This is a genomic window from Candidatus Kryptobacter tengchongensis (genome assembly GCF_001458555.1).
Taxonomy (GTDB): domain Bacteria; phylum Bacteroidota; class Ignavibacteria; order Kryptoniales; family Kryptoniaceae; genus Kryptonium; species Kryptonium tengchongense.
In genome coordinates this window covers 26,009-44,199 of record NZ_CZVH01000021.1, presented here as the reverse complement: position 1 = coordinate 44,199, position 18,191 = coordinate 26,009, and the positions used below count along the sequence as shown (strand labels likewise).

Sequence of the window (18,191 nt, the reverse complement as noted above, 5' to 3'; positions counted from 1 at the left end):
TTAAAAGCTCATTATCTCCTTTTCTTTCTGCTCAAGAAGCAGATCAACTTCCTTTATATATTTATCTGTTAACTTTTGAACCTGCTCTTCCGCTCTTTTTCTTTCATCTTCTGAGATATGTTGCTCCTTTTCAATTCTTCTCAAATGCTCGTTTGCATCTCTTCTAACATTTCTTATCGCAACCTTTCCCTCTTCCCCGAATTTCCTAACAAGTTTAACAATTTCCTTTCTCCTCTCCTCGGTTAAAGGTGGGATTGGAATTCGTATAACATTGCCATCATTTGTCGGATTTAATCCAAGGTCGGATGTAAGTATTGCTTTTTCAATTACAGGTATCAGAGATTTGTCCCAAGGTGTGACGGTCAAGGTATGTGGATCAGTTACGCTTACGGTTGCAACCTTGTTAATAGGTAAATGCTGTCCATAATAATCTACCTTAATTCCGTCAAGTAAAGCGGTTGTTGCCTTGCCAGTTCTTATCCTTGCGAGTTCCTGCCTTGTTATCTCAACCGATTTTTTCATCCTTTCTTCAGCATCTTTAAGTATTTCAGGTATTGTTGATGGCGTGCCCATGGCTTAAAACCACTTTGTTTTTACCTTTCTGAGGAAACCTCATTTACATGTACAACTTTTGTTCCAACATTTTCCCCAAGAACTATACGCTTAAGGTTTCCAGGTGTGTTCATGTTAAAAACTATTATCGGTAGACTATTTTCACGACAAAGTGTAATGGCTGTTAAATCCATAACCTTCAGGTCAAGTTTTAAAATATCAAGATAAGAAATTTGGTCAAATTTTACGGCGGAAGGATTTTTCTCAGGGTCAGAGTCATAAATTCCATCAACCCGAGTTCCTTTCAAAATGACATCAGCTTTTATCTCAATTGCCCTCAACGCTGCAGCTGTATCTGTTGTAAAGTAGGGGTTTCCAGTCCCAGCGGCAAATATAACAATCCTACCCTTTTCAAGGTGTCTTATTGCTCTTCTTCTTATAAATGGTTCTGCTATCTGCTCCATCACAATCGCGGTTTGAAGTCGCGTCATAACACCTTTTTTCTCAAGAACGCTCTGTAAAGCAAGTGCATTAATAACGGTCGCAAGCATACCCATCTGATCCCCGACAACTTTATCAATTCCCTCAGCAACTGCATCAACTCCCCTATATATATTGCCACCGCCTATGACAATTCCAATTTGAACACCAAGTTCATGAACTTCTTTAATTTCATCAGCGAATCTATTCAAAACCACCGGATCAATTCCATATCCGCGATCTCCCATTAAAGCTTCCCCACTGACCTTTAGAAGAATTCTTTTATAAACTGGTTGTTGAGGCATTTTGACTTAGATTTTTATTTTCAAGCATAAAAAAAGGTCTCAGAGAAACCTGAGACCTTTTTATCTCTCAACGCTTTCCCCAAGGTAATATCTCACAAATCGCCTTATCACTATGTTTTCACCAAACTTAGCAGCAGCTTCATGGATCAAATCTCTCACGGTTTTGCCTTGATCTTTTATAAATGGTTGATCAAGTAGACACACTTCCTCAAAGAACTTCTCAAGTTTTCCCTGCGCGATTTTTTCTGCTACATCTTCAGGTTTACCCTCTGCAAGTGCCTGCTCTTTATAAATTTCAAATTCCTTTTTCACTATTTCTTCAGGCAATTGCTCTCTGCTAACAACCTTTGGGTTCATTGCTGTTATTTGCATTGCTATATCACGAGCCAACTGTTTAAATTCCTCAGTCCTTGCGACAAAATCAGTCTCACAGTTAATTTCAACAATTGCGCCAACTCTTCCACCTGCATGTATATAAGCTTCAATAAGTCCCTGTTTCGTTTCCCTGTTTGCATGTTTCTCAAGAACAGATGCACCTCTCTTTCTTAGATATTCTATTGCTTTCTCAATATCTCCATTTGTTTCCATAAGTGCTTTTTTGCAATCCATTATACCTGCTCCGGTTTTCTCGCGTAGCGCTTTTATTTGCTCAAGGGTTATTTCCATTTTTCAGCCCTTCAAATTTTTGTTTTTATTTTCGTTCAGCTTCAACAAGAGATCTTTCAGATTCAATAACCGTTTTGGCTTCAAGAATTGCGTCAGTGAAAACTTTTGTGATAAGTTGAATTGATTTAATTGCGTCATCGTTTGCAGGTATCGGATAATCAACCAAATCGGGATCACAATTCGTATCAAGCATTGCAAAAATTGGGATATTTAATTTTCTTGCTTCTGAAACCGCAATATGTTCTTTCTTAATGTCAACCACATAAATTGCCCCCGGCAATGTCACCATATCTCTTATACCGCCAAGGATCTTTTGATATTTCTCTTTTTCACGTAGGATTCTCAATCTTTCTTTTTTCGTTAATTCATCAATTGTGCCATCTGCTTCCATTTTCTCAATGTTCTGCAATTTCTTAACGCTTTTTCTTATTGTGACGAAATTCGTCAAAGTTCCACCAAGCCATCTCTCAATTACATAGGGCATCCCAGCTCTCTCGGCTTCGGTTCTTATAATTTCCCTCGCCTGTTTTTTTGTACCAACAAATAGAACCTGCTTCCCTTGCAATATAATCTTTTTAACTTCTTCACAAGCGATATCAAGATATTCTTGGGTTTTTTTCAAATCAATAATGTGGATACCATTTTTCTCCATAAAAATAAACGGTTTCATCTTCGGATTCCACCGGCGGGTTAAATGCCCGAAATGAACTCCCGCTTCAAGTAACTGTTGAAGCTCAACTCTCGGCATAAAAATTTTTCCTCCATTTTTGTTTTTGGTTTATCCTCTACTCTCCTCACATCTTTGCGGGATTCGGAGCAAATTCCGAACACCTCCGCAAAGATTATCCCATTTAATATGGGACTCGGAGAGTATGTGTAATTATTAAGTTTATCTCTTTGAGAATTGGAATCTTTTTCTTGCCTTTGGCTGTCCATACTTCTTACGCTCAACCATCCTCGGGTCTCTAGTCAAAAGTCCATACTGTCTTAAAATTTTTCTATATGTTTCATCAACTTTTAAAAGGGCTCTGGCTATCCCAAGCCGAATTGCGCCTGCTTGACCTGTTAAGCCACCGCCCTTAACATTTGCGATCACATCAAATTGCCCAAGTGTATTTGTCACAACAAGAGGTTGAACTACATCAACCCTATGTGCCTCAATTGGGAAATAATTCTCAAACTCCCTTTTATTTACAATTATCTTCCCTGTGCCAGGGATCAAGCGAACCCTTGCGACGGATGTTTTTCTTCTCCCAACAGCATCATATGAAATTACAGCCATATCTTTGAACCCTAAGATTTTGTTTTACTTTAAAAGCAATTCTTCTGGTATTGGTTCTGGTTTTTGCGCTTGATGAGGATGCTCAGGTCCAGCGTAAATTTTGAGTTTTTTTATCATTTTCCTCGCAAGCCGATTCTTCGGAAGCATGAGCTTAACTGCATGCCACAGAACCCATTCGGGTTTCCTTTTTAAAAGGTCACGCAAACTTTCAAACTTTTCACCGCCTGGATAACCAGAATGGCTAAAGTAAAATTTCTTCTCCTCTTTCTTCCCGGTGACCTTGATTTTCTCAGCATTGATCACAACAACAAAATCACCACAATCAACATGCGGTGAAAAAATCGGTTTATGTTTTCCTCTTAAAATTCTGGCGATATTACTGGCTAACCTGCCAAGGGTTTGACCCTCCGCATCAATTAAATACCACTTTCTTTGATTGATAACTTCCTCCTTTTTCGGCGAAAATGTCTTGTTTACAATCACATCAAAACGAGCCATTTTTAGGAACCTACCTTTAAATTTTCAATTTTTTGTTTGTAAAAATAACATTTTCAGCTCTAAAAAACAAATTTTTATCCCTAAGTTTCCCAAGCACATAAACCAGAAAAGATAGAATTAACCCCGGAAACATTGGCTCAAGCCCAAGCGGATAAATAGGCTCACCAGAGGGCGTTTTAAAAACTTGACCGATAACAAATGAAACAAACGAACAAGTAAAACCTGAAACCATGATCAAAAATGCATGCCTTGGACTTGGAGTTAAACTCTCAAAATAACTTGTGATAACTGGTATCAAAAGCCCAGGTATCGTCAAAGTCCCAATTATATACCAAAGGTCAACAACTGAAGGAAAGTAAATCGCAAGCAAAATTGATAACACAGATGTTATAATAAGCCCTATCCTTGTGTAAAAGTTTATCTTGTTTACTTCATTATGGGTTTTCTTTAGCTTCCAAATTATATCATTACCAATTGTAACTGCCGAAATAAAAACAAGCGTGTTTAAGGTTGACATAATCGTTGCAAGCATCCCGATGTAAAACAAACCTTTCGCAACCTTTGGCAAAACAACCTCAGCAAGTAAAGGATAAGCCATAAGCGGTTGCTCAAGCCCAGGCAATATCGCCCTGGAATAAAGACCCGCTGTCATAGTCATGAAATCAAAAATCATCCAAAACAAAATTGAAATAAGAATTCCATATTTAGCCGTCCTCTCATCTCTTGCCGCATAGCATCTCTGATAAAAACCAGGATCAACAAGTGTCCAAACCGCTATTAAAAACCAGGCAATTATATACTGAATTGAATTCCCGCCTGTCAATGTCAATACCTCCCTTGGAACATTTGAAACGATAAAGTTAATGCCCCCATACTTTACAATAGCAAATGGAATTATCAAGCTGAAGCCAACAAACATGAGAAAAAACTCAAAAATATCCGTATAAACATCCGCCCTAAATCCACCAGCAAAAAGATAACTTACCGAAAGAAGCGTGCTTATCACAATGCTTAATTTCAAATCAACCCCAAAAATAATCTGAAAAAGAACTCCAAGCATCAAAAAATAAGGAGCGGGTGTGACAAGAATAAGAGTTAAAATCGTCCCCAAAAATGATGTCCTTTTGTCATATACCTGAGCAAGCCTATCGGGAATAGTAAAAAGTTTTGATCTTCGGACTTTCCCTGCAAGAACAAATGCAAAAATAGATCCGAAAACATAATATGGTAATCCAAAAACAAACCAAACAGCCAAACCATGCTTGTATGTAAATTCACCAACTCCAAGAATCCCGCCATACCAGGTTGAGACAAGCGTTGCAACAAACATCGGAAGAGTTAAGCTTCTCCCAGCAAGCAGATATTCCTCAACTGCATCATTATTGTCGCTCTTTTTTGCTCTAAAACCAATATAAAGAACGCTGACAAAATACAACACAATCAGGATGATATCCTCTATAGCAAAATTAACTCTCATAGTTCCAAGGTGTTTAATTTTCTAATGACAAACACTCCGCCACGCTTCACACGAATTAAAACCCTTTTCGCAGTTGCAACATTACTTACTCCTCTCCCACTGAAAGTTAAACTCTCATTCTGAAGTTTAAATTTTAATCCAATTGTTTTTGAAATGAAAACCTTCCTACCAAGTGGAATAAGTGAAATAATGTCACCCTTATTGGCTTTAAACGAAAATTTCCCAGTTGCAAAAAATACTTCAGTTTTTTCATCGATTATTTTCAACCTTGCCCTTCCATGGTAATTAACAAGCACACTTAAATTCCCAAGGTTATGATCAAGCCTATCTCCAATCGCTGATATTATATCAATGCTGACATATCCCCGATGAATTAAAAACTTAACAGCCTTTTCAATGTCCGTGCTGTTTTGATCTGAATCGTATATAATTTCAACACCCTTTCTCTTGAAGAAATCCTTTACATTTTTCTCAATTGAATCAAGATCTCCAATTATAAAATCAGGTTGAATCCCAAATCTGTATGCTAAATTAGCTCCGCCATCTGCACAAGCAACAGAGTTATAATTTTTAACAATTTTCTTTAAAAAACTCTCTGAAGGAGCATTTCCATTGCATATTAAAATTGCTTTCAAAACCACCTCATATAAATTTTAAGCAAACGGGGGCTCATGCACCCCCATTTCAGGACAATTAAAATTTAAAATTCAAACCCAATACCTACAAAATAATTTCGCTCAGCCCCAGGATAAAACTCATCGCCAACTCCAGAACCCGCATAAAGTGCGTTAAATAGATTATTTACTTGAAGCTTAAGCTCAACATTTTTAAAACTCAAAACCTTATCAATCTTATACCCCGCTGTTAAATCAAAAACAGTATAAGCATCAACTTTCCTATCTATGCGGTTAACATTATTTGACGGAATGAGGTTGAAATTGTCTGTATAGAAATCCCCAACATACTTCCCAAGGATTGAAATAAACAGCCCACTTTTTCTATAAGAAATTCTCAATGAAGCCATATTATCAGGAAAACCTGCGATTCTTTTACCATCAAGTGGAATTCTTCGTGGAGTTGAATATTTTTCACCCGTATATGGATTTTCCCACACATAAACTCCATGCTTTATAATTTTATTTCTACTTATTGTCGCATTACCACTTATTTCAAATCCATTGATTAACAAATCTTTCAGTTCAAATGTTAATTCAACCCCAACATGTCTCGTTTTTTCGGCATTCCCAACAATTGGATCACCAAATATATTCAATTGTCCGCTTTTCACAAGTTCATCTTTGAAATCCATATAATAGAAGTTTGCGGTAAACTTATAATTATCGGAAAAATAGCCACCTCCAAATTCAAGGTCAAAAAGTCGCTCTGGTTTAACAAGTGGCTTTGTGAAATCATAACTTCCATCTGGTCTGACTTCAAAATTTGGTCTCTTGCCCCACGGATACCAATGCCCGTCACTTGCGTCATATAAATCTCTTCTGCTTGGCTCTCTACTTGTAATTGAGAAACTACCGAATATGTTTATATTCTTTGTTAAATCATAACTTATCCCAATTTTCGGGTTCAAAAAGTAAAACGGAACTGTAAACTCATTGCTTACCCATTTGCCCAAATCGTAATCATAAAATTCCTTTTCGTTATAAACTCTGTATCTATTGTAAACAAATTGCAAACTCGCCATCAACTTCAAATTTGGTTTTAGCTTGAAAAATTCGTGAATATAATACGAAATTATATCTTTTGCGCCCCTATATTGATAAAATTTGTAATCACTTGGTAACTTCTCTGGAAGATTTTGAGCCCATACAATCTTTCCCCAATGAAGTCCTCTGTGTAATCTAAATTCAGCACCTATTGTTAATTCCCCACCATCATGTTTAAGCATCAGCCTTGGCAACCACCCATATTGGTTTAAATCAATGAAATACCGTGCTATAGCTTCACCAGGATTTTGAGATGATGTTGAAAAGCCATATTTCAACGCATATGGACTTGAAAGGCGAAAATAAATTGTATCAGCCCATGAAGCATCCATATCCCAAAATCCAACACCGCGGATGTAAAACAATGTATTATTTAAAACCAAATTATCGCTTAACCTCCATTCATGTAGAAATTCATAATGCGGTTGACTGAAATTTTCAATCTCATCATCTCTTGTTGTGACATCCATATAATTTAGATTTGCCCTTCTTTTGCTTTTATCTTTCACCCACGATTTTGGGATCCCGCGATAGACTAAATGATCTTCAAAGGGACCACCATAAAGGTTGATTTGCGTTGTCATATTTTCATCATATCTTATCGCGCTAAAGAAATAAGCTGGAAACTTAGCCCATGATTTCTCCCTGTAACCATCCGTGGCTATATAGGAAAGACGACTGTAAAATAAATATCTGTTTTCAATTAATCCAGAATTTATTGCAATTGAATGTTTTTTCGTATTGTAGCTTCCATAACCTGTGAAAAGTGAAATTTTTGGTTCAAGTGAAAAATTTGAAGTTATGATATTAACAGAGCCACCAATTGCAGGTGGACCATAAAATGCGCTTCCAGCACCTCTTTGAACCTGAACACTCCCAGCGCTCGCAAGCAAATCGGGCATATCAAGCCAATAAACCCCATGGTCTTCAGGGTCATTTTGAGGTATCCCGTTCACAAGAACAGAAATTCGCCTTTGGTCAAAACCACGAAGATTCAAATAATTATACCCTATCCCATTTCCCGACCAAGAGTATGAGAGAACAGATGGAAGCTCCGAAAGCAAAATTGGAACATCCTGAGTTGTATAGAAATCTTTTATCTGTTGCTTTTCAAAATTTGAAAAAACAACAGGAGATTCTCGCTCAGTCGCTATAAGAGCTGTGACAACAACAGTTTGAGATGGGAGCACGGTTGGTTTAAGATAAAAAGTCAAATTAACCTCCGCCCCAGGGACCATTTCAACTGTTTTCTTCTGCCTTGCGTAACCAATAAAACTTGCAATGACATCTATTTTCCCAGCCGGGACATAGCTTATCTCAAAATAACCATTTTGATCCGTTGCCGAGCCAATTGTCAAGTTTTCCACATAAACATTTGCTCCTGGAAGTGGTTTATTTGTTTCAGAGTCAAAAACATAACCTTTGACTTTGCCCTGAGCAAATGAGAAAGACACAAAAATTTGCAAAAGCAGGAAAAAAGTTAATGCTTTTTTCATTTTTCCTTTGGTTTTTTTGTTTTTATTTGGATTTTTAAATCCCGTGGGGGTGGGCTAAAGGGGGGGATAACTAAATAAAAAAGCCGTTTTTCCAAAATCAGCATAGGGAAAAACGGCTTTATCTATGAAAGTTTCAGTCACGACCCGTTTCCCTACGCTGGCATTACCCAGATCAGGTTCAAGGGGTATACTCTCAGCCTCCCAAAATCTCTCTTGGGAAGCACCCCCACGGGTCGCATAACCATTAAAGAACGAACAAATTACATTTAAAATTTAATTGAAAAGACACTAAAAAACAAATTCACCACTTGATTGTCTCTCCATGCTTGAAAATCTTGAAATTATCCACATTGAGATTTAATTTCTTAACACACTCAAACAATCTCTTAGGTGGTTCGTCACATTTTTCATCAGATAAATCAAAAGTACCCCAATGCATCGCACAAAAAATCCTACCTTTCAGGTCCATATAAGCTCTAACTGCTTCTTCTGGATTCATATGCACAGGTCTCATCATCTCCGAAGGTTCATAAGCCCCGATCGGGAGACACACAATATCAAAAGGACCAAAAGCATCTCCGATTAATTTAAATCCAAAAAAATAACCTGTGTCGCCAGCAAAATAAAATTTTTTCTTCCCGATTATAACATATCCACCCCATAATGTCTCATTAGAATCACCTAACCATCTGCCAGAAAAATGCTGGGTTGGTGTAAAAATTATTTTTAAGCCTTTAAAATTAAACTCATCCCACCAATCTAATTCAACTGTATTTTCGCCAATCCCTTCCCTATCAAGCAATTTCTTTACCTTCAACGGAACAAAAATTTTAACATCAGAATTTAGCTCAACTATCTTCTTTAAACTTAAAATATCAAGATGATCATAATGGTTATGCGAAATTATAACGAAATCAATTTTGGGAAGTTGCTCAACTCTCATGGCTGGCGGAACATATCGCCTTGAGCCAATTTTATTTCCAAATGGACCTGCCCTCATGCTGAAAATAGGGTCCGTGATAAAATTAACACCGTCCATCTGGACAAGAAATGTTGAATGTCCAACCCATGTTATTTTGTTTTCCGGATTTTTTCTCTCATAAAGTTTCTCGTCAAATTCAACAATCTCAAAATCACATCTTCTCCTCTCACTCCCACCCCCAAATATCATCTCAAAAATTCTCCTTGCAATAAATGGAAAAACAACAGAAAATTTCCCACGCTTAAAATTCGGGTCAAGATTATAAAATTTGCCATCTATGTTTATACTACCATATTCAATTTTCAAATTAGCCACCTTATTCCCTCTTATGTCAAATAGCAGATATGATATAACAAAACTTAAAAGCAAAAATAAAGCCTTCATGGATAATGTTACATTTATTTGGGCTAACTTTTTAAATTTAACTAAAATAAAACTACAACTCAAAAAATGAAGTTTATAGTTGAGTTTTTATCTGAAAAAAGAATTTTTAAATTTAAGGTGTGTGCAATAATTCCATCCGTTCTTAAAAAGATCCCAAAATTTTTTAAACTAACAAAAGCAAAAACAAAGATGACGCAAAAATTTCAAATAGATAAAATTCTCTCCGAGCTTGAAAAGGGGATGAGCCTTGAAAAGTGCAGAAAATGTGGATGTATGAAGGAAACATTGGAAAGCTTACTATCCATCTCTAAATCAGTTCCTGACTTTGGAAACTTAATTGAAAATCTTGAAATGTGGTTTGGACAAATGGGTGAGGTAAAGTATGAATGTCTTGGATGCAGGTATTGCTATCCAGCTGTAGCTATGAATGTCTTCAACCAGATTTTCCCCGAATCTTCAAGCTTTGAAAGCGGAAGTTGTGTTTTTGAAACCAAGGAAAAAATCTGGCCTTCCGTTCCAGGGGAGTATTTCGCTTTTTGCGATGGTGCTAACTGCCCAGTTGCTGTTTCAACTCTTGCAAGCGTTGAACTCGCAGAAAGTCTTGCTAAAATTAGACCGAAGGAACTCTGTATCGTCGGAAAAACCGAGACAGAAAACATAGGCATTGAAAAGGTGATCAAAAATACTATAACAAATCCAACAATCCATGTCCTTCTTCTGGTTGGAAAGGATGCTGAGGGTCATCGCAGTGGAGCAAGTTTGATCGCCCTGTGGGAAAATGGAATTGACGAAAATATGAGAATCATAAACTCTCCCGGTAAGCGTCCAATTTTAAAAAATGTAACCCTTCAAGAAGTGGAAACCTTTCGGAAACAAGTTAAAGTTGTGGATATGATTGGCTGTGAAGATGTAAATAAAATTCTTGAGAAAATTAAAGAAGTCTCAGAAGAAGTTACTAAATCTTGCTGCGAAAATTTTGAAAAAGAGAAAAAATCTATTCAAGTTTCCACTGTAACTATCATAAAAGCTAAAAAACCCGATAAAGTTGAGATGGACAAAGCGGGATACTTTGTAATAATACCTCAGATGGAAAGAAAACTCATCATAGTTGAACATTACTCTTACGATAATAAACTTCTACGAATCATTGAAGGGGAAGAAGCCAAAGCCATCTATTGGACGATCATTAAAAATGGATGGATCACACAGCTCTCGCACGCTGCTTATCTTGGAAAAGAGTTAATGAAAGCCGAACTTTCAATCAAATTTGGATTCAAGTATATCCAAGACGCTCAATGATGTGCTTTTTAAACTTATACGAAAGATTCATTTGCGTAAATTTAGAATTTTTAAAATTTCATTATGCAAAATCTCATTAGCCACAATAATCCCTTTCTTTTTAGCATTTCGCTCATTATAAAAAATTTTCTCACCAAATGAATCGGTAACTTTCAAGCCCGCCTCCTCCGCTATAACATGAGCCCCTGCGATGTCCCATTCATTCTTACTTGAAAGGCTTACCAACGCATCAGCCCAACCAATTGCAACGCTAACGATTTTATATGCGATACTTTTTCTAAACCTCACCTCACCAAATTTCCCAACTAAATTTTTCAATGTTTCGTTCTTCTCAATTTCCCCCCTACTTGCAATGATCACTGCCTCTTTAACTGATTTTTTAGATTTAGATGCGTAAAATCGGTAATCTTTAATCTCTTCAACATTTATATTTTTTAAACCCCTCAATGTATCACCTTTAAACAAATACGCACCGTTACCTCTGCTGGCGAAATACAATTCCTCACCTGGCGGATTATAAACGACACCGACAATGGGAATCCCATCTTCAACAAGGGCAATTGAAATCGTAAACTCAGAGACTCCCCTTATAAAACTTTTTGTTCCATCAAGTGGATCAACAATCCAAACTCTTCGTTTTTCCAGTCTTAACATATCATCCGCCGTCTCCTCTGAAAACCACCCATCATCAGGAAAGACAGAAACGATATTCTTCTTCAAAATTTCATTTGATTTAATATCCGCATCGGTGACAGGGCTTTTTCCAAACTTGCTTTTATATGTGATATGATAATTTTTATTCTTGAAATACCGCATCAAAACTTCTCCAGCCTCAAGAACCGCACTTATAGCCACCTCAAACTCTCTACAACGATTCATTCACGATATTAAAATTTTTGAGAAAAAATATAAAAGGCTGAAATAAAAACAAAATACCCAAATGTTTGTTTTTGTTGCGACAAATTTTTAAAATTTTTGAGAAATAAGAAATAAAATTCAAAGTGAAGCCTTGCCGTGGGTTTTGAAAATGACATTACTTTTGCTCGGACTTTTAATTTTAATTTATCTGTATCTTTCAGTCAAAATCTCAAGCGTGGTTAAACAAATTACAAACACAAACGAAACCATCGTAAAACTTTTTGCGGTTTTTATCCCGGTTTATCTTTTGTCCTATCCCTTGGTTGGTCTCATAGGTTATATAAGTGGTTTCCAAGGTATAATCTCATCCTTAAGACTTGGGAACAGAATCTTTGATGCTTTTTTCACTTATCCATTTTGGTTCGGGCTTGTCTTCGCAATTCAAACTTTGTTTCCAATTTTAATAATTGACATTGTAAAATTATTCATCACTCCTTTTGTTACCTCATCAATTCAAATGAAAATAAATTTTCTCTATCCAAGATTGATAATTTTAATCTCGCTCACGATGGCTTTATACTCTGGCGTTAAAATCTATGCTGATTCAAACTCAATAAAACTTAATACGATAAATCTAAAATCCTCAAACCTTCCTCCGAGTTTAAATGCCCTGAAAATAGTTCACATAAGTGACATCCAAGCAGACATCAGAACAGGTAGAGAAAAAATTGACAGGTATATAAACCTTGTAAATTCACTTGAACCAGACATTGTTGTTTTCACAGGTGACCTTGTAACTTATGGGACTGAACATATACCTGTTGCGGTTGAAATGTTATCAAGGATAAAATCAAAATTTGGAATTTACTCATGCGTTGGGGATCACGATTACTGGGCTGGGATTGGAAATATCGCAAATGAAATGAGAAAATACGGTTTAAGGTTATACGATAACGAAAACATAAACTTGAAAATTGATGGTGCAAACATTGGTTTAACGCTTGTAACAAATATCTACAGCAAACGCCCAAGCAGTGAAATACTTTCAGAACTTGCTCTCAAGAACAATTCTGACTTTAAAATTTTCATAACGCACCAACCTTCCGAGAATCTCGTTAAATTCGCACATGATAATGGTTATAAAATTTTTCTCGCTGGACATACCCATGGTGGTCAAGTCGTCTTTTCAATCTTCGGATACAAGCTTATACCTTCAAAGATTGAAACAAAATATGTTTCGGGAAGTTATCAACTTGGCTCAATGTTGATAAATGTTAACAATGGGCTTGGATTTACACTTGCACCCATAAGGTTCAATGCCCCAGCTGAAGTAACATTAATAAAATTATCTTCGCAGAGTTAAATGCGTGCGTTTGTTCTTTTATTCTGTTTAATCATCATATTCGGCTGTGCAAGGGAAATGGAACAAATAACAGAACCTGATACAACTCCACCGTCACCGCCACAAGGAGTGTATATCTACTTTGCGGGGGATGGAATGATAATTCTCGTATGGGAAAAGAATAAAGAATCGGACTTTGCGTTTTATAAAATTTACCGCTCCACCGATAGCCTAAATTTCTCATTTATTTCGCAAACATCCGAAAATATATTTGGGGATAAAGACCTTGACTATGACACAACATACTATTATTATATAACCGCCGTTGATAACTCTGGAAATGAAAGCGAACCAAGTGTAATCGTGGGAGCAAAACCTTTAAACCTTTATCCGCCTGTCCAACCCTATGGATTAACAGTTGAAGCTCATAACGATCCCGATGGAATCTACATAAATTTAAGCTGGTATAAAAATCCAGATGGGGACATAAAACTTTATAAAATTTTCAGATCAAAAACACCTAACTTTACAACTCACGACTCTAACCTCGTTGGAACTTCAACGATAAATTTTTACAGGGATACATTGAATCTATCTTTAAATCAACGCTACTATTACAAAATTGTCGCTATTGATAAAGGTGGACTTCAAAGCAAACCAAGTTATGAAGAGGATGATATAATTTTGAAGCAACCTGAACTAATCAAACCAGAAAACAACGCAATTACAAGCTACGATTTAACTTTCAAGTGGAAAAAAGTTGAACATGCCTCTGGTTATGTTATCTTTATATCAACATCAAGATTTGGGAATGAAATATGGAAAAGGGTTGTATATTCAGAAAGCTCAAATGATACCATTTCCGTTTCTTACACCGGCTCGTCCCTTTACAGTGGCAAAACTTACTTCTGGAAGGTTGCAACTTTTACAAAAGGAGAAAATATCATAAATTCAATCAGCGAAACGAGAAACTTTACGGTGATTTTAAGATGATTGAAGCAATCAAAATAATAAAATACTTTGATGGTAAAGCGGTTTTAAACAGCGTAAGCTTTAGTGTCGGGAAGGGAGAGATCTGCGGATATATCGGACCAAATGGTGCTGGGAAGACAACAACGATAAAAATTCTCACCGGTATAATCAAACCATCAGGTGGCACCGCATATATAGATGGAATAAATATAGTTGAAAATCCAAACGCTGTAAAGAAAATAATTGGCTATGTCCCAGAATCAGGAGCAGTGTTTGAAACATTAACCCCTATGGAATTTCTCTCTTTCGTTGGTAGAGTTTATCAAATGGATGAAACAACGATCATAAAAAGAATAACTGAATTGATGGAGATCTTTGAAATCTATGAACATAGAAACGAGCCAATGTTAAGTTTTTCTAAGGGAATGAAACAAAAGATTGTGATCATATCCGCCCTTATGCATGACCCAAAGGTTCTGTTTCTTGATGAGCCATTGAACGGTCTTGATGCAAATGCAATACAAGTTTTCAAGGAAATCATAAAAAAACTTGCCGAAAATAACAGAACTATCTTCTACTCTTCACACTTACTTGATGTCATTGAAAAAATCTGTGATAAACTCATCATAATTAACCATGGCGAAATCATAGCCTCTGGAACAGTTGAAGAGATACTAAAAATTGCGGATGTAACAGATTTGAACAACGCTTTCATAAAACTAACGGGAGGTGAAAAACTCGGGGAGAAAATTCACAATTTCATCAACAAGGTAAAGTGATTTATAGAAAAAGTTTATTTCCTATTGCACAAGCATTGCACATGGAATTTGAACAGTAAAACTTATAAAGCTGAATCCCGCCTTGATGTGTCAAACCTGAAGATGAAAGCTTCACCGCACCTCTGAAAAGCTCTTCCTCAATTTTTGCCGTTATCCAATTTGCTGATAAATTTGGAAAACTTTTGTAAATATCAATAACTCTTTTCTCAATTTCATCATTTTTGAAAATTCTTGAAAATGTAAGCATTATCGGTAGAACAACATTTACAATGATCTCCCTTGCCTTTAAGATTCCAACTGTATACCCAGTTTTGACGCCACGACTGCGACCAAAGTTGTAATGATTTTCCCAATAACCTTCGGATTTGACACGGAATAAATTCACAAGGTGTTGTGTTTTTTCAATTGGGTTTAAATTTGAAAGTATTATGTCGTTTATTTTAGCGTAAAAATCATCATGTATCAAACGCCATATTAAAACCGAAGCGCCAGCAAGTTTAAATACAGGTGAATTTGCAGGTCTTACAGCTAAAAACTTCCATTCGGAATGATGCATTACCTCACGATGGTAAAATTTCCTCACATTCATCCACTCATTATACATCTCCTCAAGAAGAAGTTTCGTTTCATGGTCAACTTTCTTTTTAATGAAATGATCTAATAACCCAGATGCTCCAAACAGCAAAGATTGAATTTTAAAGATTTGTTTTTCATATGAATGAGCAAATGAATGTTCAGATATAAACTTCAATGTCAAATTTCTTGAAAGCTTTTGAAATGGCAATTTATTTTTTGAATATCCAAGCCCTTCCATAATCTTTTCATAAAGAAGTTGATCCCACACAAAACGATGCGATAACTGATAAAGGGAATAACTTTGATGCGTTGGTAAATAATCTCTGGGCGATTCGGAAATTAAAAAGAAATTTTCATCAACTATCTCGGTCAACCTCTCGCTTAAATTTCTGGCTTTGAAAAACAATCGGGTCAATCCAAGCTTTCTTATCCATTTAAGCTTTTCCTCATTTGGGACCACCTTGTTGATATCGTAGCACTTAATTTTATCGTTTTTCTTCACATTTGCTTTAAAAATTTCACTTTCCCATTCAATTTCCGCAGTTAAAACTTTTCTTCCTGAACTTGTCTGAACGAAACCATCTTTCGTATCATCTCTAAAAACAACATGAAGGATAACGGTGTTATATCTATCGTCAAGATGATGTTTGTGGGTTTTCCAATCAGAAGCTTTTACATGAATTTCAACATCGCCACGGTAAATTTTCTCATTAATTTTAATCCTTGCATTTACAAAATCAGCCCCGTCATCGGTATTAACTTCGCCAGTGTCAAGAACTTCAATTAAATCATTACTTTTTGTTTTCAAGTTTATTTTACCAGCGTGCGAAAGCCATATAGAGTAAAGATATACTTCATCAATGTTTTTTGGGTCGGACATTTAAGCTTTTTTCATCAAGATATTTTTTTACTTTGTCAAAAAATTCGGACCACTTCTTCGGGTCTTTACCGTATGAGCTCGCAATTGAATCAATCTGTTTCATTTCCACTTGGTTTACACTCAAAACTGAATCAATTTTAGTCTTAAGTTGGATTGTGTCGGTTTTAAATTTTTCCGTCAAATACAAAATCTCGGCATATACTTGCACAAATTTTTTATCTTTATCTTCCCCTTTTTCCGAACCGCATGAAACAAAAAAAGCCAAAGTCAGAATAAGAATATATGTTTTTCTAAAAACCCGCATTTCAAAGTGTTCATTTAAGCAATTCCGTGAAGAAGTTCGGGAGAGCAAACGATGCGAGATGAACTTTCTCGTTGTAATATCTAAAACTGGCGTCAAAACCCCTAACCCTTTCAGGATCAAAGTTTTTTAACGGATCAAACTTTTTTGAGCCGAGGATGAAGCTTATCACACCGCTTGCGTAAGTTGGGACATTAGCAAGGTAAAAATAAACAATTGGGAAATATTTTTTGAAAATTGAGTAAACTCGCTTTATTAAATCTGGAAAAACAAAGGGTGATTCAGATTGAGCAACGAGAATCCCAGAGTCATTCAAAGAAAAAAAAGCATTTTTATAAAAATCTTCTTCAAAAAGCCCGATCGCTGGACCAATTGGGTCTGGTGAATCTATCAAAACTATGTCATAAACTCCCTTTTTTGATTTTATGAACTCAACCCCATCTTGAAACTTTATCTCAACCCTTTTATCCTCAAGACATGAGGCAATTTGTGGGAAATAAATTTTTGAAGCATTCACCACCTCTTCATCAATTTCAACAAGTTCAACTTTTTCAACGGATTTATGCTTTAGAATTTCTCTTACCGCTCCACCGTCTCCGCCACCAATGACAAGTATATACTTTGGTTCTGGATGAGTAAAAAGAGGAACATGCGAGATCATCTCATGATAAATAAATTCATCTTTTTCAGTTAGCATTATGAAGCCATCTAAAGCCATCACTCTGCCATAATCATAGGAATCAAAAATTTCTATCTTTTGATATGGTGTTTCTTTTTCAAAAAGTTTGTACTTCACCCTTAAAGAAATAGAAGTATTCGTTGGACCGTATTCAGTAAACCAAAAATCTTCTTTACTACTATTTGGGATATCCGTATTTACTTCACTTTTCTCCTGCAAGGACTCCTGCTGATATTTTCTTTGTAATCGTTCCCATGATATTCTCCGAAAGTCCACGCTTTACCTCCATAAGGTAAGCGCTCTTTGCCTTAAATTTTTCCTTCAGATACTGATAACTTACATATGGATCAACATCATCGCCACATGTAAAGACATCAATTGCTGCGTATCCATATTCTGGCCATGTGTGAATTGTTAGATGTGATTCTGCAATCACGACGACCCCGCTTACTCCATGTGGATTAAAAGTGTGAAAAAAAGTTTTCACAATCGTCGCCCCTGCAAGTTCTGCTGATTTTGTGAGAACCTTTTCAACGAAATTAACATCGTTTAAAAGTTTTCTGTCACAGTTGAAAAGCTCAATTAAAAGATGCCTCCCTAATGCTTTCAATTTCACCTCCTCCTGTTTTTTAGAGTTTAACACAAATTCTAAAAAACACAGT

Annotated in this window: 19 protein-coding genes and 1 riboswitch; of the genes, 4 read left to right on the top strand and 15 right to left on the bottom strand. The window is 36.2% G+C overall.

The window, feature by feature from the left end:
• The 10 genes from frr to AT685_RS01710 all read right to left on the bottom strand — a co-directional run bounded on the left by frr (position 1) and on the right by AT685_RS01710 (position 9,843).
• Positions 1 to 573 (bottom strand): ribosome recycling factor, encoded by a 573-nt coding sequence (gene frr / locus AT685_RS01755; RefSeq protein WP_072151286.1) that lies wholly within the window; start codon positions 571 to 573, stop codon positions 1 to 3.
• A gap of 20 nt (positions 574 to 593) precedes the next feature.
• Positions 594 to 1,337: a UMP kinase gene (gene pyrH, locus AT685_RS01750; RefSeq protein ID WP_072151285.1), complete on the bottom strand. Its 744-nt coding sequence runs from the start codon at positions 1,335 to 1,337 to the stop codon at positions 594 to 596.
• Positions 1,338 to 1,397: 60 nt separating this feature from the next.
• Positions 1,398 to 2,003 (bottom strand): translation elongation factor Ts, encoded by a 606-nt coding sequence (gene tsf / locus AT685_RS01745; RefSeq protein WP_072151284.1) that lies wholly within the window; start codon positions 2,001 to 2,003, stop codon positions 1,398 to 1,400.
• 25 nt (positions 2,004 to 2,028) lie between these two features.
• Positions 2,029 to 2,751 carry a 30S ribosomal protein S2 gene (rpsB, locus tag AT685_RS01740; protein WP_072151283.1) on the bottom strand — a complete coding sequence of 241 codons (723 nt, stop codon included), beginning with the start codon at positions 2,749 to 2,751 and terminating at the stop codon, positions 2,029 to 2,031.
• A 141-nt stretch (positions 2,752 to 2,892) separates the two neighbouring features.
• On the bottom strand, positions 2,893 to 3,285 hold the full coding sequence (gene rpsI / locus AT685_RS01735; protein WP_072151282.1) for a 30S ribosomal protein S9: 393 nt from the start codon (positions 3,283 to 3,285) through the stop codon (positions 2,893 to 2,895).
• A gap of 24 nt (positions 3,286 to 3,309) precedes the next feature.
• A complete protein-coding gene (gene rplM / locus AT685_RS01730) occupies positions 3,310 to 3,783 on the bottom strand; it encodes a 50S ribosomal protein L13 (RefSeq protein WP_072151281.1) in 474 nt (157 codons plus the stop codon).
• 16 nt (positions 3,784 to 3,799) lie between these two features.
• Complete coding sequence (locus tag AT685_RS01725; protein ID WP_072151280.1) at positions 3,800 to 5,260, bottom strand: sodium:solute symporter family protein; 1,461 nt, start codon at positions 5,258 to 5,260, stop codon at positions 3,800 to 3,802.
• Complete coding sequence (locus tag AT685_RS01720; RefSeq protein ID WP_159420452.1) at positions 5,257 to 5,895, bottom strand: thiamine diphosphokinase; 639 nt, start codon at positions 5,893 to 5,895, stop codon at positions 5,257 to 5,259. The genes AT685_RS01725 and AT685_RS01720 overlap by 4 nt, the downstream gene beginning before the upstream one ends.
• 65 nt (positions 5,896 to 5,960) lie before the next feature.
• Complete coding sequence (locus tag AT685_RS01715; RefSeq protein ID WP_072151278.1) at positions 5,961 to 8,477, bottom strand: TonB-dependent receptor; 2,517 nt, start codon at positions 8,475 to 8,477, stop codon at positions 5,961 to 5,963.
• 131 nt (positions 8,478 to 8,608) lie between these two features.
• A riboswitch (TPP riboswitch) is annotated at positions 8,609 to 8,715 on the bottom strand.
• 63 nt (positions 8,716 to 8,778) lie between these two features.
• Positions 8,779 to 9,843 carry an MBL fold metallo-hydrolase gene (locus AT685_RS01710; RefSeq protein WP_081040529.1) on the bottom strand — a complete coding sequence of 355 codons (1,065 nt, stop codon included), beginning with the start codon at positions 9,841 to 9,843 and terminating at the stop codon, positions 8,779 to 8,781.
• 66 nt (positions 9,844 to 9,909) lie between these two features.
• On the opposite strand from AT685_RS01710, the gene AT685_RS01705 reads away from it, so the two are divergent.
• Complete coding sequence (locus tag AT685_RS01705; protein WP_234696212.1) at positions 9,910 to 11,142, top strand: DUF4346 domain-containing protein; 1,233 nt, start codon at positions 9,910 to 9,912, stop codon at positions 11,140 to 11,142.
• Positions 11,143 to 11,169: 27 nt separating this feature from the next.
• Here AT685_RS01705 and AT685_RS01700 read toward each other — a convergent pair whose 3' ends face one another.
• Positions 11,170 to 12,021, bottom strand: a complete 852-nt coding sequence (locus tag AT685_RS01700; protein WP_072151277.1) for a 3'(2'),5'-bisphosphate nucleotidase CysQ family protein — start codon at positions 12,019 to 12,021, stop codon at positions 11,170 to 11,172.
• Between the two features lie 148 nt (positions 12,022 to 12,169).
• Between AT685_RS01700 and AT685_RS01695 the strand changes: the two genes are divergently transcribed.
• From AT685_RS01695 to AT685_RS01685, 3 genes are read left to right on the top strand one after another with little or no spacing between them, the layout of a single operon-like run.
• Positions 12,170 to 13,363, top strand: a complete 1,194-nt coding sequence (locus AT685_RS01695) for a metallophosphoesterase (RefSeq protein WP_072151276.1) — start codon at positions 12,170 to 12,172, stop codon at positions 13,361 to 13,363.
• Positions 13,364 to 14,335, top strand: a complete 972-nt coding sequence (locus AT685_RS01690; RefSeq protein ID WP_072151275.1) for a fibronectin type III domain-containing protein — start codon at positions 13,364 to 13,366, stop codon at positions 14,333 to 14,335.
• Complete coding sequence (locus AT685_RS01685) at positions 14,332 to 15,093, top strand: ABC transporter ATP-binding protein (protein ID WP_072151274.1); 762 nt, start codon at positions 14,332 to 14,334, stop codon at positions 15,091 to 15,093. The genes AT685_RS01690 and AT685_RS01685 overlap by 4 nt, the downstream gene beginning before the upstream one ends.
• A gap of 1 nt (position 15,094) precedes the next feature.
• Here AT685_RS01685 and AT685_RS01680 read toward each other — a convergent pair whose 3' ends face one another.
• Genes AT685_RS01680 through speD form a run of 4 tightly spaced genes read right to left on the bottom strand, consistent with a single transcriptional unit; the run spans position 15,095 to position 18,139 of the window.
• Complete coding sequence (locus AT685_RS01680) at positions 15,095 to 16,549, bottom strand: DUF2851 family protein (RefSeq protein WP_072151273.1); 1,455 nt, start codon at positions 16,547 to 16,549, stop codon at positions 15,095 to 15,097.
• Complete coding sequence (locus tag AT685_RS01675) at positions 16,527 to 16,853, bottom strand: hypothetical protein (RefSeq protein ID WP_072150773.1); 327 nt, start codon at positions 16,851 to 16,853, stop codon at positions 16,527 to 16,529. The genes AT685_RS01680 and AT685_RS01675 overlap by 23 nt, the downstream gene beginning before the upstream one ends.
• 10 nt (positions 16,854 to 16,863) lie before the next feature.
• On the bottom strand, positions 16,864 to 17,805 hold the full coding sequence (speE, locus tag AT685_RS01670; protein WP_267885897.1) for a polyamine aminopropyltransferase: 942 nt from the start codon (positions 17,803 to 17,805) through the stop codon (positions 16,864 to 16,866).
• The gene (speD, locus tag AT685_RS01665; RefSeq protein WP_072150778.1) at positions 17,732 to 18,139 is read right to left on the bottom strand and encodes an adenosylmethionine decarboxylase; all 408 of its coding nucleotides are present in this window, start codon (positions 18,137 to 18,139) and stop codon (positions 17,732 to 17,734) included. Before speD ends, speE begins: the two co-directional genes overlap by 74 nt.
• Between the last annotated feature and the right edge of the window lie 52 nt (positions 18,140 to 18,191).